General features: G+C 39.2%; 20 protein-coding genes. 9 read left to right on the forward strand and 11 right to left on the reverse strand.

Going from position 1 to position 25,726, the window contains the following annotated elements; translation table 11 throughout:
- The first annotated feature begins 567 nt into the window (after positions 1–567).
- Positions 568–3,468: a hypothetical protein gene (locus V7K41_RS27500; protein ID WP_334853375.1), complete on the forward strand. Its 2,901-nt coding sequence runs from the start codon at positions 568–570 to the stop codon at positions 3,466–3,468.
- Positions 3,469–3,538: 70 nt separating this feature from the next.
- Here V7K41_RS27500 and V7K41_RS27505 read toward each other — a convergent pair whose 3' ends face one another.
- Both V7K41_RS27505 and V7K41_RS27510 read right to left on the reverse strand, forming a co-directional pair.
- Positions 3,539–3,970 carry a hypothetical protein gene (locus tag V7K41_RS27505; protein WP_334853377.1) on the reverse strand — a complete coding sequence of 144 codons (432 nt, stop codon included), beginning with the start codon at positions 3,968–3,970 and terminating at the stop codon, positions 3,539–3,541.
- 891 nt (positions 3,971–4,861) lie between these two features.
- A complete protein-coding gene (locus V7K41_RS27510; protein WP_334853379.1) occupies positions 4,862–5,392 on the reverse strand; it encodes a hypothetical protein in 531 nt (176 codons plus the stop codon).
- Positions 5,393–5,481: 89 nt separating this feature from the next.
- On the opposite strand from V7K41_RS27510, the gene V7K41_RS27515 reads away from it, so the two are divergent.
- The 3 genes from V7K41_RS27515 to V7K41_RS27525 all read left to right on the forward strand — a co-directional run bounded on the left by V7K41_RS27515 (position 5,482) and on the right by V7K41_RS27525 (position 8,912).
- Positions 5,482–5,607, forward strand: a complete 126-nt coding sequence (locus tag V7K41_RS27515) for a hypothetical protein (RefSeq protein ID WP_334853381.1) — start codon at positions 5,482–5,484, stop codon at positions 5,605–5,607.
- Between the two features lie 516 nt (positions 5,608–6,123).
- On the forward strand, positions 6,124–8,295 hold the full coding sequence (gene ppk1, locus V7K41_RS27520) for a polyphosphate kinase 1 (protein WP_334853383.1): 2,172 nt from the start codon (positions 6,124–6,126) through the stop codon (positions 8,293–8,295).
- A 200-nt stretch (positions 8,296–8,495) separates the two neighbouring features.
- Positions 8,496–8,912 carry a response regulator gene (locus V7K41_RS27525; protein WP_334853385.1) on the forward strand — a complete coding sequence of 139 codons (417 nt, stop codon included), beginning with the start codon at positions 8,496–8,498 and terminating at the stop codon, positions 8,910–8,912.
- Between the two features lie 129 nt (positions 8,913–9,041).
- On the opposite strand, the gene V7K41_RS27530 is transcribed toward V7K41_RS27525, so the two are convergent.
- Entirely contained in the window at positions 9,042–9,215 is a 174-nt protein-coding gene (locus V7K41_RS27530) for a hypothetical protein (protein ID WP_334853387.1), read from the reverse strand.
- A gap of 543 nt (positions 9,216–9,758) precedes the next feature.
- Between V7K41_RS27530 and V7K41_RS27535 the strand changes: the two genes are divergently transcribed.
- Positions 9,759–10,328, forward strand: a complete 570-nt coding sequence (locus V7K41_RS27535) for a DUF2854 domain-containing protein (protein ID WP_334853389.1) — start codon at positions 9,759–9,761, stop codon at positions 10,326–10,328.
- 337 nt (positions 10,329–10,665) lie between these two features.
- On the opposite strand, the gene V7K41_RS27540 is transcribed toward V7K41_RS27535, so the two are convergent.
- Complete coding sequence (locus tag V7K41_RS27540; RefSeq protein ID WP_334853390.1) at positions 10,666–10,926, reverse strand: chlororespiratory reduction protein 7; 261 nt, start codon at positions 10,924–10,926, stop codon at positions 10,666–10,668.
- A gap of 679 nt (positions 10,927–11,605) precedes the next feature.
- On the opposite strand from V7K41_RS27540, the gene V7K41_RS27545 reads away from it, so the two are divergent.
- The gene (locus V7K41_RS27545) at positions 11,606–12,631 is read left to right on the forward strand and encodes a PleD family two-component system response regulator (protein WP_334853673.1); all 1,026 of its coding nucleotides are present in this window, start codon (positions 11,606–11,608) and stop codon (positions 12,629–12,631) included.
- 74 nt (positions 12,632–12,705) lie between these two features.
- Here V7K41_RS27545 and V7K41_RS27550 read toward each other — a convergent pair whose 3' ends face one another.
- Positions 12,706–13,911, reverse strand: a complete 1,206-nt coding sequence (locus V7K41_RS27550) for a histidine kinase (protein ID WP_334853392.1) — start codon at positions 13,909–13,911, stop codon at positions 12,706–12,708.
- A gap of 1,554 nt (positions 13,912–15,465) precedes the next feature.
- Here V7K41_RS27550 and V7K41_RS27555 point away from each other — a divergent pair.
- The 3 genes from V7K41_RS27555 to V7K41_RS27565 all read left to right on the forward strand — a co-directional run bounded on the left by V7K41_RS27555 (position 15,466) and on the right by V7K41_RS27565 (position 19,376).
- Entirely contained in the window at positions 15,466–16,860 is a 1,395-nt protein-coding gene (locus V7K41_RS27555) for an S-layer homology domain-containing protein (protein WP_334853394.1), read from the forward strand.
- A gap of 317 nt (positions 16,861–17,177) precedes the next feature.
- A complete protein-coding gene (locus V7K41_RS27560; protein ID WP_334853395.1) occupies positions 17,178–18,188 on the forward strand; it encodes an SGNH/GDSL hydrolase family protein in 1,011 nt (336 codons plus the stop codon).
- A 144-nt stretch (positions 18,189–18,332) separates the two neighbouring features.
- On the forward strand, positions 18,333–19,376 hold the full coding sequence (locus V7K41_RS27565) for a M42 family metallopeptidase (RefSeq protein ID WP_334853397.1): 1,044 nt from the start codon (positions 18,333–18,335) through the stop codon (positions 19,374–19,376).
- 92 nt (positions 19,377–19,468) lie between these two features.
- Here V7K41_RS27565 and V7K41_RS27570 read toward each other — a convergent pair whose 3' ends face one another.
- From V7K41_RS27570 to V7K41_RS27595, 6 genes are all read right to left on the reverse strand, one after another.
- Positions 19,469–19,750 (reverse strand): type II toxin-antitoxin system PemK/MazF family toxin, encoded by a 282-nt coding sequence (locus tag V7K41_RS27570; protein WP_334853399.1) that lies wholly within the window; start codon positions 19,748–19,750, stop codon positions 19,469–19,471.
- Positions 19,737–19,946 carry a toxin-antitoxin system, antitoxin component, Xre family protein gene (locus V7K41_RS27575; RefSeq protein WP_334853400.1) on the reverse strand — a complete coding sequence of 70 codons (210 nt, stop codon included), beginning with the start codon at positions 19,944–19,946 and terminating at the stop codon, positions 19,737–19,739. The genes V7K41_RS27570 and V7K41_RS27575 overlap by 14 nt, the downstream gene beginning before the upstream one ends.
- A gap of 13 nt (positions 19,947–19,959) precedes the next feature.
- Complete coding sequence (locus V7K41_RS27580) at positions 19,960–20,181, reverse strand: hypothetical protein (protein WP_334853401.1); 222 nt, start codon at positions 20,179–20,181, stop codon at positions 19,960–19,962.
- 69 nt (positions 20,182–20,250) lie between these two features.
- Positions 20,251–21,651, reverse strand: coding sequence for a hypothetical protein (locus V7K41_RS27585; protein ID WP_334853403.1), 1,401 nt, complete (start codon positions 21,649–21,651; stop codon positions 20,251–20,253).
- A 173-nt stretch (positions 21,652–21,824) separates the two neighbouring features.
- Positions 21,825–22,157 carry a hypothetical protein gene (locus V7K41_RS27590; RefSeq protein ID WP_334853405.1) on the reverse strand — a complete coding sequence of 111 codons (333 nt, stop codon included), beginning with the start codon at positions 22,155–22,157 and terminating at the stop codon, positions 21,825–21,827.
- A gap of 10 nt (positions 22,158–22,167) precedes the next feature.
- Complete coding sequence (locus V7K41_RS27595; protein WP_334853406.1) at positions 22,168–25,695, reverse strand: CHAT domain-containing protein; 3,528 nt, start codon at positions 25,693–25,695, stop codon at positions 22,168–22,170.
- Positions 25,696–25,726: the final 31 nt, after the last annotated feature.

The following is a 25,726-nucleotide window of genomic DNA, read 5'->3' on the forward strand; positions in this document are numbered from 1 at the left end:
TATCAGCATAGATGCACAGCGGCTGATTGTGAGATATCGCTCTACTATTTCCACTACATGGTTAAAGATATCCTCAATTTGCTCAATCAATGTACAATTAATGTATAATTAAAGCCTAAAAAAATCTCAATAATAATACGTAAACAAAATATGTATTAAATTATCAAAAGACAGTGAGTAGCCTAAAGTATTTTTTTACTCTTTTTTTAAGTGAATATCCTTTAATTACGTATTTATACGGCTAAACAATAGCTCAATTTTTGAGTTGTGGTGATTTTGCTGAGGTTGAATTTTTACTCAAGAATTACACTCTTGTTGCAGTAAATCTGCTTAATCCTATTTTATTATTTGCAGACAGGATAAGAAATCAAACTTTTTTGATTATCTATATTTACTGAAACACTGTTGAATCCATCGAATCAAATAAATCAATAATAAATTCAAAAACTAAGTATTAAATAATGGTTAATTTTCGACATTAGTCAATGCTCAATAGTTTTAATCGCTAAAAATCTTCTTCTGAAAACATTGAAAAATTTAAATCAAAACATTACAAACATCTCCCTAATGAGATTCAGGAAAAATGTAAAACTTTTGGGAATTTGTTTATTATCTTCAACAATTATATATAAAATTATATTTATTAAATTATCTGCGATCGCTCTAGGCATAAACAGGCAAAACAATATTGATTTAATCGCTAATCATAACAGGTCATTAATCAATTCCAAACAAAAAATAAATAACTTCCAAAGCAAAGAACTGTTAAAACAGACTTTAAAAAAGTCTAACTCTAACTTAGAGAAACCAAAACAATTACGAAAATTCACCATTGCTGACGTTATCCCAATTGAAGAATACAAAGACAAACCTCCCAAGCTACCTGAAGAAGATGAAGAAAAGCCCCAACCAAATACAATTCAACCATCAAATTCAAATCCATCAAAACCATACACACCCCAGCAACAAATACTAATAGAAAAACTACGCCGAACAAAAAAGCAACCACAAGCAATCCAAAAGACAATAATTCTTGATGCCCTAACATTTAGTGCCAATAAGTATCCTTGGATTGTTAACCCTACAGATAACCTTACTTTTTCCACAGAATTATTTAAGCCAAATAAAAATGAAAATTATATAGATACAGATATAAGAGTAAGATTTTCTGAAGATAATCAGATTATTGATAAATTTACTTATGCAAAATTTCCCAAGGCTGACCAGTTTTACTGGGTTCTCGATCGTAATAGAATAGTAGTTGAAACTAAAGGCTCCCAAGTTGGCATCCTCTCTCAAGGAAGACAAACTAATACTTATATTACCCAAAATGTTACCTCACAACAGGCATTTTGGGGATTGCAAACTCTATTTGCTATACCGACAGATTTTCGGGAGTTAGCTGGAGAAGTTGAAACTAATAACTTTTCTGTAACCTCAATAGCCGGACAATTGATAAATCCTGAAGGTATACCTGCTGGCAGAGTTATTATTAATAGTGGCATTGACTCAAACAATCCTAATGTCACAGTTCTAAAAAATCCTATTCCAGTTCTTGGTAGTGGCTCTACTTTGAGTGTTAATGGTGGGCAAGCTTTATTTCAAGCTTTAGATGCTACGAATGCTCCCAAAATTCTACAAGGCTTTCCAACGACAAATATACAACCTTTGCTAGACGATGGAAACGTCAGACTCCAAAAAGGTGAAATCATTCCTAATAGTGCCCTAGAAGCTGCTGGCATCTTCTGGGGAGATATTTTGACGGGAAAAGGTTTTGGTTTTACTGCTCCTATCTCTTCCTTTCCAGGTATTAAAGTTGCTCAACTTGGAAAATTTGATAACTTTGATTTGTTAAATATAGCAGTCAATCCTTTTCTTTCTCAACCCGAAAAAGATTTTCATTATCTTAACTCTTTGCAGTGGCTATCTTTAGGAAGAAGAGATCCTGTATTTGAGACACTATCTCAAACTCAAGAAAGTTCTGATTGGCACAGACTGTATATTAGCCATCCTCATAATCGCAGTTTAATTCAATACGATCCAGTTGCAATTAAAGCTACTTATTCTAATATTTTTTCTGCTCCAGGATTATCTCTAACAGCTAAATTTAGCGATACTAGTATTGATACTATCCAATCGGTAAATTCTACATTAGGTTTGCTATTAGGTGGAGTTTTTGAAGCTATTAAAATTGATAATATTCAACAAGGTTTAGAAGAAGCTAAACAAAAATTAAAAAATGGAGAAGGTTTTACTCCTTTAAATACACCTGCTACGGCTGAACAAAGAAGACAAATCAATAACAGGCTGAATCGCACTTTATCTTATGCCAATGCATCTAGTGGGTTAGAGCAGGTATCTGGAACTTACACATTTCCCAGTCAAGTCACTCCTAATCACTCTAACATCTTGCAAATAAGAACAGGAAACCACAAACGAGCAGTTCAGTTTCTTGAAAGAAATATTTCTATTTTAGATGAAGGTGATACATTTTTTTCCGATCTCAGGCTCTCTAATAAAAAATTTGGGCCTCTAACCTACATTGGTATTCCAATTCCTTTAAATGGTACTTCTATCGATCCTATCAACGAAGCCTCTGCTGTAGAAGTTATTTTGACAAATCCCCAAGGGCAAAGATTTGTACAAAAATTTAATTCAGGAGATTCAACGCTAGTACCGCTCCAAGTACGAGCAGCTGATTTAGCATTCGATTATATGGAACTCACTAGAGTTGACAAAATAGGTGTTAGTTTTAATAGCTTTAACGGTTATCTATCTTTACCAACAGTTGAATTGCTAGCAGCAGGTTCTTCTGGAAACTTTAACTATAGTGCTAATTTAGGAACTTGGTTTAATATAGATGCTAACTCAGCACCAGGCGTTTCTAATAATAATTTAGGGACGGAAGAACCAACATTAGGTTTATATACTAATATACTTCTCAACTATATTAAAACTAATATACGGTTAAATTCAGCCAAAAGACCTGTGGCTATCAACACTCACGTACCATATTTGAGAGTTGATTGGAATAGTTCCTCTAATAAAAATAATCCTTTTTCTACTTATTTAAGTTATTTATATCAGCATCAAGAAAGAAACTTTGGTTTTTCTTTAGCTCCTGGTGTTGCTTTTATTGAAAATAATAGTAATGGAGAATTTTTAGGTCTTTTCAATGGAGAATTTAGTACTAGTCATGGTTTGAATCTCAAGACAAATTTAGAGATGGGCAAAGAGTTTTTCTTTGAATTTCAGGGTTTACACAGACTCAGTAAAAATATTTCTGCTGGTGTTTATCTAAAAAATTATAGTATTAATAATCTGGGCTTGAGCAGCCGAGTTTCTGGCTTTAATTATGGAGTCATTGTGAGGCACAATTTCCCCGACAATAGTGTGTTTATCGAAACTCAAATTGGTACAGGTGAGAATGGATTTGACCTAAAGCTTCAAGGTGGTTATCGATTTTGATAGCATTGTCAAAGATCCCCGATTTCTCAAAGAATTCGGGGATCTAAGATTTTTAATTTGTCAATTCTGTCTAATCTAAAGCACCTAAGCCATTATTACTACTGCCTGCTTGGATTATAGATGTTAAATCTTCAACAGAAGTACTATTGTTTAATAAATTCGCTGCTGTATTAATAAATGGGTTTGGGTTAGAGAAGATAGTAGTTTGAGCTACTCCTGGGGTTATAGTCAGACTAGTTATGGTTTCGTCATTTCCACCTGCTATACCTCCATAGGTAGGAGAAATTGTTAAACCTCCTTCATAATAAGAGCCAGAAGGTAAAGTTACTTCGCCACTGACACTGAGAAAAGTACCAGAAGGTCTAATAAGAGTAACAGCACCACGAGCAGTAGCTTGTTGTGCATTTGCCGGTGTCGCTAAAAAATATCCTCCACTCACTAAACCTAATAAACAAATACTTCCCCGAATAATTATAGATAATTTGTTGGATAAGCTATTCATGTTTTATAAACTCCTCATGTTGTTGCCTTAGCTTGTTTCCAGATTTTGCTTGGGAATGTAAAATTAACCTCGACTAGCAAAAGTAGAGGTGGAATGTTTTTTATCTTTTTTTATTACTTTCATATACTTTCATCATATAGAAATATAGAATCCCTGATATGAGCATATTGTTAAATAATGAACATTTTGAAGGTTCGTATTGTTACGCAAGTGCTGGATTCATTATTTTCTGGGAGTCTCAGGGTTTATATTGATATCACTAAAACTATGTAAAGGGATGATGACGAGTTGCACATCACTCATTAATAGACTTCCAAGAAATAAATTATCCATCTTGTGGGATGGGCAGCGTTCGACTGAGCGCTCACACCGAAGTCCTGCCGCCCTAAATATGGGACGGGTGAGGACACTAATCCCACAAGAAAATTTGGGATGTTTTTTTATTTGGAAGTCCCTAACGTTTCAATTCTGCGTAGGTTTTGCGGGCTAGATTAGGTTGAGCAATAGCGAAACCCAACCTACAAATATTCTTAGCCTAGTAGTATGATTCTGCCACTACTAATAATGAACGTGGAACCTGCAAATAAGCATTCCCATTTGGAGACTAGGAACGAGACACAAAGGAAAAATTTAATCTTTGTATTGGAGTCTGTAATAGAAGGTAGAGACGAACTATGCGCCCCAAAGACCTATATAACAAGATTCCCGACTTTTTAGAAAAGTCGGGAATCTGAGCTAAAAAGAAGCGCAATATCATATATACAAATATAAATATAGGGAACAGATATAGCATTGCTATTTCTTTTCCCTATGATGTATTGATTTATTCAACTGTTCTGTCAGTTGCTAAAAATTTTGTAAGTACTTACGAGGCAAAAGCAAAAACTTAATCTATTCTAAACCGCCTAAGCCATTAGAACCAGCACCAGCCCGAATGATCGCTGCTTGTGCGCCAATGTCGTTAGCAGCTGCGTCTAAGGCTGCTGCTGCTGAAGTCACGAAAGGATTGCTGCTAGCAGTGAGCAAAGTAACGTTAGGTGTGCTTGGGTCTATTTTTAAATCAGTTATGGTTTCATCGTCTGCAGCTGATGTGCCGCCATAGGTAGGTGTAATGGTTAGAGCCTGATCGTAGTAACCATTTTGAGGCAAAGTTAATTCACCACTAACACTAACAGAAGCGCCTGAAGCTCTAACAATAGTTACAGCACCACGGGCTGTTGCTGGCCCTGCACTTGCTGGTGCAGCCAGGATATTACCAACGCCAACCAAACCTAATAAGCAGATGCCGCCTTTAACGATCGCAGAAATTTTCATGATTAACAAACTCCCCGTGTTGTTTCTCTTTACGTTTTCAATATAACCATTACCTACCAAAAATTTCTCAGCAATAATACTGAAATTTATCAAAATTTTATAGGTCATAAATTAAAAAAAATAATAGATGGAATTGTTGGTGTAGCTCTGAATAAAAGCTTCAAAAAGCTTATAAAAATTGAGTTGCAGCAAGACTTGTGCCTATTCAGTATCTGGATGAAACTTGTGGCAATGATTACCAAATTTTGGATTTCGTAAAACCAAATTCAGAAAATGCTGGAGGTAAGACTTTAGACTGCTTCCAACACCCCAATACTCTGTAAACACTGCTTAACAATTCGTTAAAACTTGTCAGATATGGCTATGTCATATCTTTGCTAAATCTTAAGTGCATCTTTATGGTTAATATGCTGTGGGCAACGATTTGAATCCCCAGGCCGATCGCAGTTATTGTATGGATACAATATTTTGAAAGGGCACATAACTATACGCCAATACCATATTCCACAAAATTGAAAACGGCTATAAAATCTAGTTATAGGTTAAGTGGGTAGGGTGATTATCTGGAAAATACCCAAGGCGATCGCACAAAGCACCCAAAAACTTCTTAGTAATGTTGGCTTTCGTGCCTATACAAGTTAGTTTTTGAGTCTTTGACTAAAGTTATTTAAATACAAATAGATTTTTGATTTAAGTATGATGTCTGTCCTTTACCAGTAGCAAGGTAGAGAATCAGCACAGCCAAAAATTGCTTTAGCGTTTTGCTCAAGCACCATTTAACTTACTATGTTTATTGTCCCCCAGCTAAATGGGCCACATCTGCCTGCCCTTAGGTCATTATGGCAAAATCTAAGAAAAGTGCTACCCCCATCAATCTCAGCGATCCACAATATTATCTTAACCGGGAGTTAAGCTGGTTAGAATTTAATGCTAGGGTTTTACATGAAGCTTGTGACGATCGCACCCCACTTCTGGAACGTCTTAAGTTTTTGGGAATATTTAACTCTAATTTAGATGAGTTTTTCATGGTGCGCGTTGCTGGCTTAAAGCAACAAGTAGAGGCAAAAGTTAGCCTGTTAACTCCCGATGGTCGCACACCACAACAACAATTAGACGATATTAGGTCTACCCTCATTCCCCACTTTCAGAAACAGCACCAACATTTTGAAGAAGTACTTCGTCCTCTACTAGTAAATCATGGCATTCATATTCTGAATTACATAGATTTGAATCAAAAGCAGCGGACTCATCTCAACAGCTATTTTGAGGAACAAGTCTTTCCAGTTTTGACTCCTCTGGCTGTCGATCCTAGTCATCCCTTTCCTTTTATTTCTAATCTCAGTCTGAATCTGGCTGTTGTGGTCAAGAACCCAGACACCGAAGAAGAATTCTTTGCCAGAATCAAAGTCCCTAGTGTTCTACCACGATTTTTACCGATACCGCCTGAGTTGGGAGATCAGAACAGCGAAAAACCTGCCCACTGGACTGGAGTACCTTTAGAACAGGCGATCGCTCATAACTTGGAATCTCTATTTCCAGGGATGAACATTCAAGAATATCATCCGTTCCGCATTACCCGTGATGCCGATTTGGTCTTAGAAGAAGATGAAGCAGATGATTTGTTGTTAGCCATCGAACAGGAATTGCGAAAACGGCGGCTGGGTGGTAGTCCAGTCCGGCTAGAAATTCAATCCCAGACTCCTGAAATAGTGCGATCGCGATTATTGCATGATTTGGAATTAACAGAAAGTGATGTTTACGAGGTAGATGGTCTTTTGGGACTGCGGGATTTAATGTACTTTATGTCCTTACCATTGCCGGAACTCAAAGATCCACCACGCCAATCTGTTGTACCATTACGCCTACAAAGGTTGAGAGAACCGAGTTTAGACCCAGATGCGCTAGAGACGGACGAAGGAAAAGACTTTTTTGCTGTAATTCGAGAAAAGGATTTACTAGTACACCATCCCTATCAATCCTTTTCGGCTACAGTAGTGCGCTTTATTACCCATGCTGCCTACGATCCAAATGTGTTAGCCATCAAGATGACGCTTTACCGGACTTCTGGTGACTCGCCCATCGTCAACGCTTTAATTGCCGCTGCTGAAAATGGCAAGCAGGTATCTGTGCTGGTGGAATTAAAAGCGCGATTTGATGAGGAGAATAATATTTACTGGGCAAAACGACTAGAAAGAGTTGGAGTTCATGTCGTCTATGGTTTAGTCGGGCTAAAAACCCATAGTAAAACCGTCATGGTAGTACGGCGCGAAAAAGACCGGATACGTCGCTACGTGCATATTGGCACAGGTAACTATAACCAGAAAACGGCACGACTATATACAGATTTGGGATTGTTTAGTTGCCGTGAAGAATTGGGTGCTGACATTACAGATTTATTTAATTTCTTAACAGGATATTCCCTGCAAAAATCTTATCGAGAGTTGCTGGTTGCGCCTGTGAATATGCGCGATCGCTTTTTGGCACTAATTCATCGCGAAATCGAAAATGTTCAAAATGGATTTTCTGGACGGATTGTCGCCAAAATGAATTCCCTAGTCGATCCAGAAATTATCGCCACTTTATATGAAGCTTCCCGCACCGGAGTGCAAATCGACTTAATTATCAGAGGCGTTTGTTGTTTACGCCCAGGAATCAAAGACATTAGTGAAAACATTCGCATCATTAGCATTGTCGGTCGCTTTTTAGAACACTCTCGGATTTATTATTTTCATAACAATACACAGGAGGAAATCTATATCGGCAGTGCGGACTGGATGCGCCGCAACCTGGATCGCCGAGTCGAAGTAATTGCCCCAGTAAAAGACCCAGATATTGCTAAAGATTTGCAAGAAATTATGGGAATTATGCTCGCAGATAATCGCCAAGCTTGGGAATTACAAGCTGATGGTACTTACATTCAACGGCGTCCTTATGATGATTCTCCAGAAGCTAATTCACAAAAAATTCTCATGAACATGGCATTACGCTCAACTGGTGTAGTCCCAACCTGATTGATTAAAAAATAAGTTCTTATACCTTGACAACTAGCTCAACTTAGCTTTCTTAGAAAAATTGAATTTTTTGAGCAGTTGTCTAAGTTGTTTATCATCATAAGTTCACACAAGTTATTCAACCATAGGATAGAGTTAGTGCTGGCACTTGTTCTCATAAACTGGAAAGGTTATTCTAAATAAATTTGTCTTTCCCCTCAATGTTAATGTTATCCTGCGAGCTTTCTACCTTGCGTGTTTTAGTAGTTGATGACCACGAACTGACTCGCTTAACCTTACAGTTGGTTTTTTCTTGCCAGGAAAATATTCAAGTAGTAGGTTTAGCCAGTAATGGTGAAGAAGCTATAGAAATGGTTAAACGTTGCCATCCTGACGTAATTGTTCTAGATTTACAGATGCCAGTCATGGATGGGTGGAGTGCGTCTAGTCACATTAAAGCTATATCTCCGAACACCCAGATACTTGCTTACTCATCAGTGGAAGACGTAAATTTTCACGGTACAAAGGCAATGTCTAGCTTTGATGACGTTTGCAAGAAAGATGTCCCTACAAGCGAACTTATTGCTTTAGTTAGGCAGTTAGGTCAGCGTGGCGGAGATGGTTCAGTGGCAGGATAAATGATGCAGTGATTATTGCTTCGCCAACTCAGGCTTAGTTCAATTCTGGGGATTTGAAGACATGATACTACTGAATAACGTCGGTCTAGCCTGAAGTTGAGGTTAAACCGACGTAATTTTTGATAACTTCTACTCTACCGGAATGGTGCGTGTAAATTCATCAATTAGTTCATCCAGTTCTTCCAAAGCCTGATTTACGTCAATTCTTAAAGTTCCCAGGTTTGGTTGCTCCAGTAAGCTTAATAGGTAATCGCGTTTACTTTGAACTGCCACAATTCGTTCTTTTATAGTCTGTATATCCATTATTTTTTTCCTATCTTTAACTACCTTTAAATTTAAAGTTAACTCAAAATCTAATATTCTGGGACACTATACGCCCTTAGTAGTCAACTTACTACAGCTAACCCTAAAGTTCGTAGCGAATGGACTCAAACAAACTTTGCGCTCCTCTGCGCTATACTCTGCGTTCCTCTGCGTTTAAACTCAAACCCTCAATTGGTCACAAATTTACGAAGCTGTGTACTTAGAGCCACTTGCCTTCCCTACGAGATGCTGCGCGAATGTAGACTAAGGAAAAATTGAGTGTTTGAAAATCACAAAGATAAAGGTGAGTAAAATCTCGTTTAAACGAAGCCAGTGCTTTGGGCGACAATGCCTGACTTGTTCGCTCTTGGTGTGTTCCCTTCCGGCTCTTTAGCAACTGGCGTGCGGTTTCTAACCGCCTTAATATGGCAATTTAGGGTTAGTTGAATACTAGCGCTTGAGGACGATGTTCTTTCCTAATTTGTTGCTCATAGCCGATGATAATAAAACTAAGGTATTCAGACTTTATACTAATTTAAGCTCATGCTACGCCAAATCTCTTTAGGAACACTCGGTCTAACTATCGGTGGCATATTAACCATCATTGGCTTCGTCGCCTATGCTGATAATAATGCCACACTCAATCTTGTCGGATTTTTTTACGGGATTCCTCTATTATTGGGAGGGCTGGCACTAAAAGCTAATGAACTTAAGCCAGTACCATTTACCCAAACTACGTCACCCTCAGCATTGATACTGCGCCAGCAGCAAGCAACTGATACGCAAAATAAAATTCGCAAAGACATCACCCGATATTGCTACGGTCAAGATGCTCATCTAGATACAACACTTTCTTTTCTGGGTTTGAGTCCCACTGACCAGGAACGGCCAACAGTCACAGGGTTACGAGAAACAGAAGTTAATGGGAGCTATGCCCTAATTTTAGAATTTGATTCACCACTAATACCAATTGATGTGTGGCAAAAAAAGCATGAAAAAATGACCAATTATTTTGGTCCTGGATTGGAAATTCAAATAACGCAGCCATCTGAAAATACAATTGAGCTAGCGCTAATCAATACTCAAAAAGAATCACTAGTCAGTAGTCAATAGTCAAGAGCAAAAATTATCGTTACCCAAACTTCATTCCTTTATGACTTGTTGTTACCCATATTTTTACAACAGTCAACATAATTAATAATTCATAATTACAATTAGTGGTAGCTCCTGTACTCTCCATTCTCTTGTTGACCACTAAATTTTTGATGAGTGTGTGGTCTACTGTACAGTGTCTTTAACTATGAATTATGAATTAGTAATTATTATTTTTGGAATTCCCTTAACCACGATTTCCCTGCCCGAATTCTTTAAGAAGTCGGGAATCTGAGCAGCAACTTTTACTTAAAATCTTAAAATTTTTTGGGCTTCTCTTAAGCACTTAACCAAAAACTTACTTTTCTAAACGAACTGCGTACCACTGTAAATATTGCCCAGGGCTAATATCTAATTTGCAGCTAGTGTCAAGTAAATATTGTGCTTGAGCTTCCACAGTATCAAATTTTTGCAAGTCAGGCGGCAAATCTTGAATTATGAGTTGTTGAAGAGTTGTTTTGAGCTTTTCTAATAACTCTGGTGATGTCATAAATTGTTCTGGTTGATTTGTTTCGAGAACAACAAAATTATCCTGCTGATACATTAATGAGTCTGGCATTTTAAAGATTTAGGGAATGTCAATAGGTTTATAGTACTCATTCGTCTAACAACGACTGGTAAAAAGTTATAGTCGGTTAAAACAGAATTGAGTACGATCTGCAAAACTGTAGCTATGGGCGGTTTATGGGTAGAACGAAATTGTTATAGATCACTTGAAAATAAAGCTTTAAACTAAGTTTAATCTCAATCTTATGTAATTATACTAAACCTCAGCAAGCCTTGTCGAATAGACTAAAAAAATTTCAGTCAGGTGATATTAGTATTTAGTATTAACTATCTTCTGAGGGTACTTTGGCAATTGCCTTGCTCTGGATCGCTAGGTTTCTCAACTAACTACACAACTAAAGAATTAAGGTGTGTATTTGTAATTCTCAAAAAAATCGTAATTCGACTTGAACAATAGGGAAATATAAAAGTAACATTTCCTCCCATAACCATCGGTGAACAAAAAGGTAGCAATTGCCTTCGTGTTCCAATTACAGATTGTCTATGCAACTTATTTATCTACCGCAAGCTTTGCCCAACAACATTGGGCAGTCCATTGTCAAAAAACAGTTGATTGTGAAGCCAGACAAACCTTTGCCGCAAATCCTGGCATTGATGAAAATAGCGATCGCCCCTATGCAATTGAGTTGCACAGCCTTTTTCAGGATAGTCCAGCAAGTGGAAGGCAACTCATGTCAGGCATAAGCCCATTTACTGTTTCTAAGCAACCACCACTGATTCTAGTGGCTGATGATGACAAGACCATCCGGGTATTGTTGCGTAAAGCAATGGAACAAGAAGGTTATCGAGTGGTCGAGGTCAATGATGGTAAGCAATGTTTAGATGCCTACGATACTATCAAACCGGATATAGTTTTGCTAGATGCTGTAATGCCTGTGATGGATGGCTTTACTTGCTGTAAGCACTTGCTCCAGATTGCCAGGAATAATTTAATCTCAGCTCTTGCCACTTTTGATACTGACTCGAACCATAATAATACGGTTATCTCCAAGATATGGGAGCGCACTCCCATCTTGATGATCACATGCTTGGACGATGAAGAATCTGTAAACCGTGCTTTTGAAGCGGGAGCTACTGATTATGTCACTAAGCCAATTCACTGGCCTGTATTACGCCAGCGGTTGCGCCGACTGCTACAGCAAGCACAAGTATACAAACAGTTAGAGGCGGCAAATGAAGCTTTGCATCACCTTGCCAATGTAGATGGCTTAACTGAGTTGGCTAATCGTCGCCGCTTTGACGATTATCTCAATACTCAATGGATTAATCTCGCACAAGAGGGATTTTCCTTGTCAATGATTTTGTGTGATATCGACTTTTTTAAATTTTATAATGATAAATATGGCCATCCGGCAGGGGATGTATGTTTACAAAAGGTGGGCGCTGTCTTAAGCCTTAAGGCACAAAAACATCAGGATTTAGTAGCGCGTTATGGTGGTGAAGAATTTGCTGTGATTATGCCATACACTCCTGCATCTGGCGCACTTCACGTTGCCGCCGCGATCCAAGCGGGAATCAAAGATTTGCAAATTGTTCATGACGGTTCTGCGGTGAGTCAGCACGTCACTCTCAGTATGGGCGTGGCAACTATTGTCCCGACTTGGGAATCTTCACCTTCAGAGTTGATCGTGCTGGCAGATAAAGCACTCTACCAAGCAAAGGCTGGGGGACGCGATCGCTTTGTCTCAAGTTCTTAATTGTCATTTGTCATTTGTCATTTGTCATTTGTCATTTGTGAATGCCCAAGCCCTAATGCCCTATGCCCTATGCCCTAAGAAGGATAAACTGGCAGTGTGAAGTGAAACCATGCTCCGTTATTGGGGGCAGAATCCACCCAAATTTGGCCATAATGTGCCAGAACGATGCGTTGGCATAAACAAAGGCCAATGCCGTAACCTTCTGTACCTTCATCCCGTTGCAAGCGGAAGTGGTTTTCAAAGATGCGATCGCGATTCTCTATAGGAATACCAGGCCCAGTATCGCCAATACTAAACTGAACTTTTTGGGTAGTGCGGTGCAATCCGGCGATGCTAATCTTGCCACCTTCTGGGGTGTATTTGATGGCATTATCCAACAGATTTACTAGCACTTGTCGGATGCGTTCTGGGTCAGCATATACATAAGGTAAGTCATTGGGAATATCTGTTTCGACCTCTTGGGATTTGGCGGTGTAGCGATCGCACAATTCTTCTAGTACATCTAAGCACAGTTTACCTAGCTGTACCTTTTGTGGTAGTATAGGAAATTCTGTATCTTTGCCACGACCTACCTGCAAAAGGTCGGCAATCATCCGATCGATGATCTTAGTTTGATTACGGGCTTGTTTTAATAGATGCGCTGTCAAGGATGGTTTGAGGCGCTGAAATTGGCCTGTCTCTAAATTGTAGTTAGATTGGAGAGTTTCGATGGCGATCGCGGCAGCAGTTAGCGGATTACGGAGATCGTGTGCCAGCATCCCAATCACCCGATCTTTAAACTGTAGCTGCTCTTGGAGGTTATCTTTTTCCTGTTTTAAGCGAAAAATCTCGTCTGAGAGTCGGATGAGTTCGGCAGAAACAGCAACTGAACGGATAGTGGATTTGGGTGATGTCGCCCTAACAGTATCGTCTATACGCTCTTGTAAATCTTCCTGTAATTTCAAATAGGCGTCTAGAGAGGCTTGCCAGCGAGGCCACCAATTTTTCAATTGCGCTATGATATTACTCCCAGCCAAAACCTGTCGTGGTTCCGGGTGAATTTTGATTAAAGCTGGCGTTGCTACCAACTTAAAGTGTTCTGCTAAGTAAGGTTGTTGACCAACATCAATAGTTTGAAGTTCAAAACTATACTCAGCCTGTAATTCTTTTAAGTAAGCACGTATTCGCTGTACCTGTTGACGGGACTTGGGGCGTCCATCGACAAACAGTAACAGCTGGAGTGGAGCCTCAGAATAAGTAGGCTGATCCTGGGAAACTTGCATGTAATCGTGTTTCAGCACTGGTAACAACCCGGTGACGCTTTACAGAAAGTAAAAAGGACTGACGGTTGTCGATGGTCGTTGTTTTTTCTTCTTAATATCTATTTTAGATTTTCATACTCCTATCCGATCTGCGTTTTTGACATCAGACATATCTTTTTCAGCCTTTTACTCCCTTTTGGTTAACTTTATCTCCAAGAAACACCCAAGCCCCTTGAATATAAGTCTTAATTTGCCCTGAATCAAAAATTTTCCCAAAGCCAGCAGGTGAAAGGTTTAATACTATGTCAAATCGGCTAGTGCAGCACCATGTTAATTTGAGTACTCGCTTTGAGCAAGCGATGTCTACGACGGGCTACGCCTACGCCCAAGAAAACACAGATGCTCATTGTATCTAATCTATCAGGAAGCTGTTAACTGTTCAGACCAAGTTTGTAGAGGGTTTTCTCAAACGCTAGTGCATTTGATGAAGTGTCTTTTTCGCTTATAGCCAATCATTAACTAGGATTGGGACAAACAGCCAAAGTCAACTCTGTACTACTTCTATAACTTGCGAAGCGCACCTTCCAGCTTTCCTAAAAGAACCACAGCCCTATCCAAGAATAACAGGGGATGGGTTGATTGAGGGAAAGTTTTGGATAACTATAGAGGCGATGCCTACGGCGGTAAACTACGCACTTTTAGAGCCAGCACTCACTGCTTTCGAGGCTGTTAATAAATTCTTGACTACAGCACAAGTAGCACTTTCTCCAGAAAATCAATTTGAGAGATAGGGAAACTGCTGCGACACTTGACTGCTTTACCTATTACCCCACTTGCCAAGAATAACGAACTTACGCTAAGTTCCTAGAATTGTTTAACACTGGCATTTTTCAGATTTTGTCTGACTCACATTACGATCGTCAGATGAATAATTTTCAGAATCGATTGTCAGCCAGTGTTAGTTAACTCAATCTATTCCCCTCTTTGGGTGAGGCTAAAGGGGGCTTTATTCCTAGTCTATCATTTCAATTGCTTGGCGATCGCATTACAACTAGTGCATCTAGAAGTAGATTCAAGCTTTTGCTAGCTAAACTGTTTTTTGACCAGTTATCTGCTCTACAACTTGGATGTTTAGATAACTCTCTGAAAAATTGGTTCACAATCTAGTATCGATTGGTTTGTAGTCGGTAGCTCTAGTCCCGATCTAAATCCTAAAGTCTTTGCTACGAACTCCCAACTCATAAAACTCTTATCTAGCAAGGATTTCAGGTTTATTTATGTTTTTTTGCAAAAATGTTAGTTTTCCAGAATTTTAGGGAACTCTATAAATAAGCATAGGAATTATCAAAACCTAATGGCTGTAAAACGAAGACAATACGGTAGCTTTTGCTACCGTTTACTCATTTTTGGAGATATTATCACCAACATAGACATTTACGAAGAAGACGTAGTGAGTCGGTAATGTTTTTTGGTGATATATAGAGTCAGAGGAGAGCAGGGGAATAAAGGAGAATAACCATGTCCCATGCCTCATTCCCATTTAATGGACAGTCTGCGCTAGGGTAGGAATTGAAACTCAATTTGTGATTTCCTGTGCTTCCCTGTAAACGTTCGGCTGTATTTCTAATTTGGGCTGTTATACTCACTTCCTTAACAGCCTGTGCTAATAGTCCAGTTGCCAGAAACCTTGAGCAATCTTTGGCGGCAGATCCGAAACTGCAAAGCGATGGAGTTGTCTTTGGAGAATCTCAAGGTAATCAACCGCAAGCACAGCAAAATGAATCAGCAGTTCAGTTACCATCTGATTTTCCTAAAGATATACCCTTATATTCCAATGCCAAACTACAGGAAGTTACACCTGCTAGCGGCTCAGAAAACAAAATCTCAACTCGTTGGTTAAGTTCTGACCCCAGTAATTTTATTGCTAGCTTTTATCGCAGCCAGTTTCAAACAAATAACTGGCAGGTTTTACGACAGCCAACAGATGATGCGGGAGGTGCTTTTGAGGCACGCCGTAATGATTTGCTGTTGAAGGTTTCCATTCAGCCTCAATCAGTTACTAATGCCAAACCTAATCAACCCCAAACAGCCACTGAATTACTGATTGATTACGTAACGAATAGTACCGCAACGCCACAACCTACCCCAAATACAAATACTAACGAAACTACTAACGCCGTTCCTCAACCGGGAAATTCACAGTTTATTGGCCCAATACCACCCACAAACTTGGCAGCACAGCCACTAAGCACAGCTAATAACCAAACAATCCCTACAGCCACCCCTAAATCTCAAGTATTCAACGATCTGAATAAAGCCCCACAAGAATGGCGGCAACATATCCAAGACTTGGCTACATTAGGTGTTTTATCTATAGAAGCAAAGACAACCAAGAGCAACTCTACTAACACAAATAACCAGTTTGAACCCGCTAAAATCGTTACACATCGGGAATATGCCCGTTGGCTAATTGCTGCTAACAATGCTGTGTATGCCAACAATCCAGCTAAACAAATTCGCTTGGCATCAGAAAGTACTCAACCAGCTTTTAGTGATGTGTCAACAAAAGACCCTGATTTCTCAGCAATTCAGGGATTAGCCGAAGCTGGGTTAATTCCCAGTCCTTTGTCTGGAGATTCTACAGTAGTTTTGTTTCGTCCTGATGCACCTCTAACGCGGGAACAGTTACTGCTATGGAAATTACCCTTAGATACTCGCCAAGCTTTACCCTCTGCTAACTTAGATGCAGTCAAACAAACCTGGGGTTTCCAAGACGCAGCGAGAATTGACTCTAAGGCTTTAAGAGCAGTGTTGGCTGATTACCAGAATGGCGAACAATCGAATATTCGTCGAGTGTTTGGCTATACGACTCTGTTTCAACCCAAAAAACCAGTAACTCGTGCTGAGGCTGCTACGGCTTTGTGGTATTTCGGCAGTCAGAGTGAGGGTGTATCGGCTACTGAGGCTTTGAAATTAAAGCAAAGTTAAAGCTATGCCTACAATGGTCTACCTGATTTAGTTGCAGTTAGTCCATACAGCATAAAAGTTGGCAATTTCGCCCTTTAGTATACAAATTTTGTGATTTCTTTGTAATATACCTATTTTTTATCAAGAAAATGTAAATCTAAGTGTTTTAAGAGTTTTTACCTGTGTTTGATGAATTTTTGAGGCATAGTTAAGTAAAACAACGTAAATTAACTCAATAGACGTACTTAGTTTTGAAGTATCTTCAAAAGACTAAGTTGTCAGACTATCGCCCTTTTATTGCTTTTAAATAAATTAAAAAAACCACAGGTAAAACAAATATGAAGAAACAAGCTGTAGCAGTAGGATTTGTTCTATTTTCTTTCATGTTGCCGACCAAAGCCTCGGCTGTGAGTTTTGATCGGCTTTATGTATTTGGCGATAGTCTTTCCGATACAGGCAATATATACAATGCTACCGGTAAAACATATCCTCAAAGCCCACCTTACTTTGATGGACGTTTTTCTGATGGGCCGATCTGGGTGGATTATCTCGGAAATCAGCTAGGATTAAAGCCCACTTTATTCACTACTATTCCTTCCACACCTCCTACCCAAGGGATAAACTTCGCTTTCGGTGGTGCTAGCTCTGGTTTAGGTAATGCTGTCGTTCCCAATCCAAATTTACCGGGAGTGCTCAAACAAGTCCTTGGTTTTGCTGGAACTCTGAAAGCAAATAATCAAACTGCTGATCCAGATGCACTTTATACATTGTGGGGAGGTGCGAATGATTTCTTTTTTCTCAACCCCGAAGACTCTACTACGCCAATCAGCAATATATCCCTGGCGTTGAATACTCTGGTAGGAGTCGGCGCAAAAAATATTTTGGTGTTTAACTTACCAGATTTGGGACAGCTACCAGCAGCTAAAATCAACGATCGCAACCCTACAACCCTTAGCAAATCTACTAGTGAGTTCAACTTGGGTTTAGCAAACACTGTGAGCGCTTTGAATCAAAATCCGAATCTCAACATCATCTCTATTGACACTTATTCTTTATTTAATCAGGCAAGCGCATTGGGTTTTACGAATGTAACCGAGTCTTGTCTATCTAGGCTAGATATATGTAACCCAGGTAACAACAAGTTTCTTATCTGGGACGGTTTCCACCCAACAACTGCTGTTCATAAGGTGATAGCAGACACTGCACTGGCGGCGATTGAGGCTAAGTCTGTTCCTGAACCTGCGATAAACTTGGGGATTTTAGCCCTTGGTGCTTTTGGTGCGATAGGAGTGCTGAAGCGTCAGCCCCTTCTGGGAAGTCAAAAGTCAAAAGTCAAAAGTCAAAATTAAGATTAAGAACCACCAAAATAAATTTAGGGGCTTGTACCTTTTTCTTTCTGGTCAACAAAAAAGGTCAGTACTTGTATCAGTAAATCAGGTTGTTGATGCACAATTGTCTCATACAACAGTTGAAAACTAAACTTAATTGTATTGATGTGGGATTACGATCGCCTATTTGAAATTATTGAAGAATTGATCATGCACCATTCTCCTAGTGGTGCAGAAGCTGAGATTAACCAGTTGTTGATGCAACGATTTGCGGCTCTGGGTGTAGAAGTCTGGTGCGATCGCGCCGATAATATTATTGCCAAGATTCCAGGGAAAAATCCAGACCGAGCGATCGCTATTACCGCGCATAAAGACGAAATTGGCGCAATTGTCAAGAGTCTCGGTGATGAAGGTCGTGTCAAAGTCAGCAAACTTGGCGGTTCTTTCCCGTGGGTTTATGGCGAGGGTGTTGTAGATTTATTGGGAGATAACGAAACCATCAACGGTATTCTCAGCTTTGGTTCCCGCCATGTTTCTCACGAATCGCCCCAGAAAGTGCAGCAGGAAGATACTATTGTTAAGTGGGAAAATACCTGGATTGAAACGAAGCTGACATTTGCTCAATTAGAAGCAGCTGGTATCCGACCTGGAACTAGAATGGTGATTGGCAAACATCGCAAGCGTCCAATTCGGTTAAAGGATCATATTGCTGGTTACACTTTGGATAACAAAGCCTCTGTTGCCATTTTGCTAGCTTTGGCTGAAAATCTCAAACAGCCAGTAGTCGATGTTTATTTAGTAGCGTCAGCTAAAGAAGAAGTGGGAGCAATTGGGGCGCTATTTTTCACCCAAAATCAACGTTTGGATGCGTTGATTGCTTTAGAAATTTGTCCATTATCTGAGGAATATCCGATTAAGGATGGCGAAAGTCCTGTACTTTTGTCTCAAGATGCCTATGGAATATATGATGAGGGGTTAAATGGACAACTGCGCCAATCAGCCAAGCAACTTGATATACCAGTGCAGCTAACGATATTAAGTCAGTTTGGTAGTGATGCTTCGATTGCAATGAAATTTGGCCATGTTGGGCGTGCTGCGTGTTTGGCATTTCCCACACAAAATACACATGGATATGAAATTGCTCATTTAGGAGCGATCGCTAATTGTATTGATTTGTTAAAAGCTTTCTGCGAAACTGAGTTTGATTGATCATTCTAGGCTTTAACTCGAAGGAGCGATCGCATATCAACCCAAAATAGCCAGAAAAAGGTTTTGCAAAGTCTGAGGTTTGGCTCCTGAAGTCACCCTAACTTTTTAATCCCTAGCCCTTTATCTATGGTAGTCAAAACTGGTTTGATAATTGAAGGTTTAAGAAGACCAGCTACTCGCCATCCAGTAATTGTGATTTCACCAAAGGAAGTTGCTGGATTCGCTTGACTAGTAATAGCTATCAATATTAAATCAGAACGCTCACGTTGATAGCTATTAGAACTCACAACTACTGCTGGACGTTTTTTAGTAGTACTCTGGTCAGTAAAGGGAAACGGTACTAAAATAACATCACCAAATTCATAGTTTGTCATATTCTGCATCATCAGGGTTATCCCAGATTTTGAGCAGAACTGGTTCAGAAAGTTTTGCTGCTGCAAAAGTAAGGCTATGGTTTGTATTTTGCAGCTCCAGAGAATCAATAAAATCTTCAACTAGCAAAACTTGTTCGGGAGGCAGCTTTTGAATTTTTTCAAGTAGCCTTTGCTCTGAACTGCTATGAGCCTGCATTATTTAGATTCTCCTAACCTTGCATTGGTTGCTTTATGCATTCATTATAGTTTTTGGTTGTCTCTACGACGAAGGCGATCGCTAACTGTATTGATTTGTTAAAATCTTTCTGCGAAACTGAGTTTGAGTAATAATTCCAGGCTTTCACTTGAAGGAGCGATCGCATATCAACCCAAAATAGCGTGAATTTTTCTGGTTGTCGAAAATGCGCGTAGGCGTAGCCCGTCGTAGACATCGCACAGCAAGATTATTCCTACTGTTGATGTAGCGTCAGTAGGATAACTTGCTCTAACTCTGCCTACTTCTATTTATTTCTCTCTGGTTTCGGTTGAGTAACCCACCACGCCACTATACCAAAGATCGCCGTAGCTAAAACACTCCAAAGTAAAGATGACACCAAGGGGTGAACTGGGTACTTGAAATTTATCTGTGGTGCAAAGGGTTTATCTATGTGTTGGGTGACAATACCAGAAACTATTGCACCGCCACCAAAGGCTATACCTAGTACTTGGATGGTGCGTTCTAAAGAGCGATCGCGTTTGGCTTGTTCTAACTCTACTATGCCGCGAATAGTGCCAATCATCTGGTCAAAGAGGTTTTGACCGGGGGTAAGATAAGCTAAGTTTGTGTTAATTTGTTCGACAAAGGTATCTTCAGCTAGTTCTAGGAAGTTGGACAAAAATTCTAAATTATCTGATTTAATGCCTATTTTATTTAGTTTGTCAAGATATAAACGATAGTTTTTACTATTAGTTTTAATTGTAGTTCTGTGCAGTTCTAAATTTCTTAAGTAATCAACATAATTAAAAGAAATTTCTGGTATTTCCTGTAGCCATTGATTTAAATTATCAAATTTTGAATCTCTAGAGTTATTTTTTTGCTCTTGAAATTCTTGTTTATACTTTTCCAGATCAGAATAAGCTGATATAGCTTGTTCATAACACCATATAGCTTCAGAACGAGCATAAATAATTTTACTGCGACAAAGAAGAAGGTCAATTAAAGGATAATAATATTCTCCCTTGTTTTCTAATTCTGTACTTAGGGAATGGGTATTTAACCAAATTAGTAAATGACACTGTTCTTCAGGACAGTCAGGATCATTTTCATATTCAAATATCGAACTACCTAATAATTGCCCTTGATGCTGACGATAAATCTTTAGTTTTCGGACAGTTTCTTCTGATAATAATGCTTTGACACAAGCATCAGCGAATGCTTGTTCATTATCTATTTTTCCTACAGGTTGAGCAAAAAATACTAGGGTTTGTCCTAGAGAAACTTTGATATTTTTAGAAAGTAAGCAATCATCTGGATTTAGCCCTCTTAATTCAGCAAGTTTTACTTCTGGATAAGGATAACGTAGAGTTAAATCAAGTGCGTAGGTATCGTGAATTTCTAGGGGATTAGCTTCACCACTTAAGTGTAGATTTTGTTGATGTTGGATGGCGGTAAATTTTAATAAACGTTCGGTAAGTATTTCTCCAGTGATACTAGTTTTTTTATTATTTGCTTTTTCAATCAGTTCAGGTAAAGTTTCTAGTTTAGGAATACCAAGTTGTTTACCAAGCTGCTGGCATTTTAACCATAAATCGTTGGCATTTTTTACAGGAATTTTAGGTTTTTGTGACAGGCTATGCTTCAGATGAAAGGCATAAAGAGTTAGTTTGGGATAAGCTATCTTTACTGTTGAAAAATAATCCATTTTAAAATAAAGATAAATGTCGCGGTGTTCAGATACTTTACCCCACCCTAACCCTCCCCTTATAAAGGGGAGGGAACCGGATTTTCTTATTTCCCCCCTTTATAAGGGGGGACTAAGGGGGGTAATAATTCGATAAAAATTACAACATATCACTTTTCAAACAACCTCTTAGCCTAAGTTGGTTTTTTTGTCTCTTTAGCAGATGACGAACTTTGTTGAATCTCATTAAGTATATTTTTTTTATCAAGTTCGTATTTGGGAATATTTGTATTTGCTTGCTTATCGCCTGGCCCTCTTCGTCCTATTTCCTCAAATTCTGCTAAAGCTTTCTCTACTTCAGGATGTTCTGACAGCCAATCGGAGATAGCATTGGATAAAAATTTAATGTCATCAGGTTGGTTATTAATCAATTTCATTAGTGTAATTCTATCCTCTGCTGAAAATAGAGAAGATTGAGTATTCAGCAGATGGATAAAAATATTAACAGTTGTTTCATGATCGGACATTATTATTCTCCTATTTGCCAACAGCAGTAAATGCAGCCCAATGAAAGGGAGAGTTGAATGGTTGCTCTCCAGTCATATTATTAATTTGACGACGTATCTTTCCTTTCTTAGTGCTATCTAACGCCAATTTTTTTACCCATTCCTGCAATTCTTCTTTAGTAGCATCCCGCAACCAACGCTGGGCTTGATTCATAGCAAGTGGTATTGACATATCTGTAGCATTTTTTAAAATTTGAATGAACTTAATCATCAAAAAGGATGTTGATAAATCGTTTACCGTCCATAAACTACTTACAACACTGCTACTACCTGCATAGAGAAAGCCACTAGGTAAGCCGATATATTCATCACTGGTATTATTGAAGTCAATTAAACCTGTTTCGCAGGCTGAGAGAACTACGAGACGAGTTTGACTAAAGTCGAAGGTTCGTTCAAATAAATTACCCAATGTCAAACATTTACTTAAATCTACAGCTTTCGTATCAGAAACTTTGAGATATCTTTCTGGGTTAGCATCATCAGGAATAGGGTAAACATCGGCATCTGCTAATAATAAAAAAGAATTTTGGGGATAATTTAAGTTGAAAGAACCGTGACAAGAAAAGTGGAGATAATTTGCTTCTTTTAATTGTGTTGCTGCTTGGGATAAGGCAGCTTTTGTGGCTTGCTTTTTGGATAATACTTGATGGGAGGGAAAGTAAGATAATATGCTTTCTACTTCCAAATTGGTGTAATTCAGGTCTTCTGTAGGATTTTGAATTGCAAATAGAGATTGAAAATCAGGGCGTTGTCGCTGTTGTACTTGTTGCAGTAGTTGACAACTGGGTGCATAGCTGACACCACCAGCAAATAAATCCAGAAGACAAGACGAATTTTTCAAATTTTGATTTACTGGAATTGCATGAAGGGGGAATAAATGCAGGAATTGATGGGGAATTAGGATGAGTTGATCGCAGTGCTTTGGTATCTGGGTTAATATTTCATCAATGTGCAGAATTGAGGCTAATTTTTTGAGTTCTACCCCTAAGCTATTCAGCCATTGCTCTTTTTGAGTGTAGTAGTTTTGCAAATATTGATTGATCCAATTAAACAAAGCTTCTAAATCTTCTGGTTGAGATTCCCAAATTTTTACCTCTCCTAGCTTTGTGACAATAAACGCCAGAATTTTATCGTTGAGAATATACCACTCGATAATGGCTGTATGCTCATCGAAAGAACCTTGGAAAGAGTCGAAATTGAAACCATAACCAACGGGTAAATAGCGGTTTTGCAATTCATTACGCTGCTGTCGCAATTGTTGAAGATGTTGTGCAAGGACTTTTGGGTTTTCAGCTTCGCCATTTTGGATTTGATATTGTCCTACGGCTATTTCATCCCTGTATTTTTCTAATTGAGTGACTACTTCTGGAGGGAAGATGGTTTTAGAGTCACGTTCAAGAATTTGTTCAACTAAATTGCGGGTTTTACTACGTTCAACATATTCAATCGCTTCGGTAATCTTATCCAATTCCAAGCAAACTTCTACCATGCAGCTATAAACTTGGTTAAAGCGTTCAGCTTGCTTACGTTTGCTTTCCTCCCCAGATACTATTTCTTCCCGTAAAGATTCTATAGTGGCAATGGCAGACTCAAAAGTATTGTACGCTAAGGCAAACTGGGCTGCGTCTTGATAAGTAATTCCCAGGTTGAATAAAATCTCTGCCCCATCTTTAGGCAAAGCTTCTCTGGTGTAGACAGTTAAAGCAGCAGTATAAGCAGCGATCGCATTTTCGATGTTCTCTGCCTTGTCTCCTTTAATTCTCTTAAAGTAGGCAGTAGCGAGATTGTTTTGCGTTGCTGCCCAATCTTGAAGCAAAGTTTCTCTGGTTCTGACAGTTAAAGCAGCAGTATAAGCAGCGATCGCCTGTTCGATGTTATCTGCCTTGTCTCCTTTAATTCTCTCCCTGTAGGCAGCAGCCAAATTATTTTGTGTTGCTGCCCAATCTTGAGGCAAAGTTCCTCTGGTTCTGACAGTTAAAGCAGCAGTAGCAGCCGCGATCGCCTGTTCAATGTTATCTGCCTTGTCTCCTTTAATTCTCTCCGTGTAAGTATTTACGAGATTATGTTGCGTCATTGCCCAATCTACAGGCAAAGCTTCTCTGGTTCTGACAGTTAAAGCAGCAGTATAACAAGCGATCGCTTTTTCGATGTTATCTGTCCTGTCTCCTTTAATTCTATTGCTGTAGGCATTTGCGAGATTATGTTGCGTCATTGCCCAATCTACAGGCAAAGCTTCTCTGGTGTAGATAGTTAAAGCAGCAGTATAACAAGCGATCGCTTTTTCCAGATTCTCCGCTTTTTCTCCTAATATTCTACTAAGGCAAGCATTCCCCAGATTATTTTGCGTCATTGCCCAATCTACAGGAAAAGCACTGCTGGTTCTGACTTCCAGAGCCAATCCGTATGCGGCGATGGCTTTTTCCAGATTCTCCGCTTTTTCTCCTAATATTCTGTTAACGTAAGCATTCCCCAGATTAGTTTGCGTCATTGCCCATTGTACAGGAAAGGCACTACGGGTTCTGACTTCCAGAGACAATTCATATGCAACGATCGCCTTTTCCAGATTCTCCGCTCTGTTCCCTAATATTCTCTCAGAGTAAACATTCCCCAGATTATTTTGCGTCATTGCCCAATCTACAGGAAAGGCACTGCGGGTTCTGACTTCCAGAGACAATTCATATGCAGCGATCGCCTTTTCCAGATTCTCCGCTTTTTCTCCTAATATTCTGTATAAGTAAGCATTCCCCAGATTAGTTTGTGTCATTGCCCAATCTACAGGAAAGGCACTGCGGGTTCTGACTTCCAAAGCCAATTCATATGCAGCGATGGCTTTTTCCAGATTCTCCGATGTTTCTCCTAATATTCTTTTACGGTAAGCATTCCCCAAATTATTTTGCGTTCCAGCCCAATCTACAGGAAAGGCACTGCGTTTATATACAGTGAGTGCGATTCCGTACCCAGTAATAGCAATTTCGATGTTGTTGGCTTTGCTACCCAAAGGAAACTGCTGAATGAGATTGCTAAAATTACTAATGTCTGCGGCGATGAATGTTGCTTTATCTGTTTCCGCTTCGGCTAGGGTATTTGTTGCCCAACGGCGCAATAGTTCTGCAAACGCTCCGTCGAGTTTGTCTATATTCTTTGCCAGCAAGGAGTAAATTACCTGAGAATTACCTTTACTGTTTGCGGTTGCTTGTAGTACCTCCATCAAGAATTGGTAATATGTCTGTATCTCCTCCTCACTGAGAGATTGTAAATCTGCTTTATTATCTAGATTCAACGCTTTCCCTAGTTGCATTGCCAAACTTTGCAACCAATTTGCTGTCGTCTCATCCCCTTGCTGTGAAAACCACTGTGCTACTGCTTTTATTGTCTGCAAGAAGCCAATATCTACTAATTCTTGGTTTGCTGCCAAAGTTTCTTGGAATTCATCGTTAGTACGGCAATTCAACAGGCGTTGAATGAGATTGAAATAGGCTTGCTGACGCAGTTCGTTCATAGGTAAGGGTATGAGACGCAACTAGATCATA

It is taken from the genome of Nostoc sp., assembly GCF_036917415.1.
Classification (GTDB): domain Bacteria; phylum Cyanobacteriota; class Cyanobacteriia; order Cyanobacteriales; family Nostocaceae; genus Nostoc.

Coding starts and splice junctions, on each gene's coding strand:
- V7K41_RS27500 (WP_334853375.1), top strand. CDS start 568: ATGAGATTCAGGAAAAATGTAAAACTTTTGGGAATTTGTTTATTATCT.
- V7K41_RS27505 (WP_334853377.1), bottom strand. CDS start 3,970: ATGAATAGCTTATCCAACAAATTATCTATAATTATTCGGGGAAGTATT.
- V7K41_RS27510 (WP_334853379.1), bottom strand. CDS start 5,392: ATGACCTATAAAATTTTGATAAATTTCAGTATTATTGCTGAGAAATTT.
- ppk1 (WP_334853383.1), top strand. CDS start 6,124: ATGGCAAAATCTAAGAAAAGTGCTACCCCCATCAATCTCAGCGATCCA.
- V7K41_RS27525 (WP_334853385.1), top strand. CDS start 8,496: ATGTTAATGTTATCCTGCGAGCTTTCTACCTTGCGTGTTTTAGTAGTT.
- V7K41_RS27530 (WP_334853387.1), bottom strand. CDS start 9,215: ATGGATATACAGACTATAAAAGAACGAATTGTGGCAGTTCAAAGTAAA.
- V7K41_RS27535 (WP_334853389.1), top strand. CDS start 9,759: ATGCTACGCCAAATCTCTTTAGGAACACTCGGTCTAACTATCGGTGGC.
- V7K41_RS27540 (WP_334853390.1), bottom strand. CDS start 10,926: ATGCCAGACTCATTAATGTATCAGCAGGATAATTTTGTTGTTCTCGAA.
- V7K41_RS27545 (WP_334853673.1), top strand. CDS start 11,606: ATGTCAGGCATAAGCCCATTTACTGTTTCTAAGCAACCACCACTGATT.
- V7K41_RS27560 (WP_334853395.1), top strand. CDS start 17,178: ATGAAGAAACAAGCTGTAGCAGTAGGATTTGTTCTATTTTCTTTCATG.
- V7K41_RS27565 (WP_334853397.1), top strand. CDS start 18,333: ATGTGGGATTACGATCGCCTATTTGAAATTATTGAAGAATTGATCATG.
- V7K41_RS27570 (WP_334853399.1), bottom strand. CDS start 19,750: ATGACAAACTATGAATTTGGTGATGTTATTTTAGTACCGTTTCCCTTT.
- V7K41_RS27575 (WP_334853400.1), bottom strand. CDS start 19,946: ATGCAGGCTCATAGCAGTTCAGAGCAAAGGCTACTTGAAAAAATTCAA.
- V7K41_RS27580 (WP_334853401.1), bottom strand. CDS start 20,181: ATGTCTACGACGGGCTACGCCTACGCGCATTTTCGACAACCAGAAAAA.
- V7K41_RS27585 (WP_334853403.1), bottom strand. CDS start 21,651: ATGGATTATTTTTCAACAGTAAAGATAGCTTATCCCAAACTAACTCTT.
- V7K41_RS27590 (WP_334853405.1), bottom strand. CDS start 22,157: ATGTCCGATCATGAAACAACTGTTAATATTTTTATCCATCTGCTGAAT.
- V7K41_RS27595 (WP_334853406.1), bottom strand. CDS start 25,695: ATGAACGAACTGCGTCAGCAAGCCTATTTCAATCTCATTCAACGCCTG.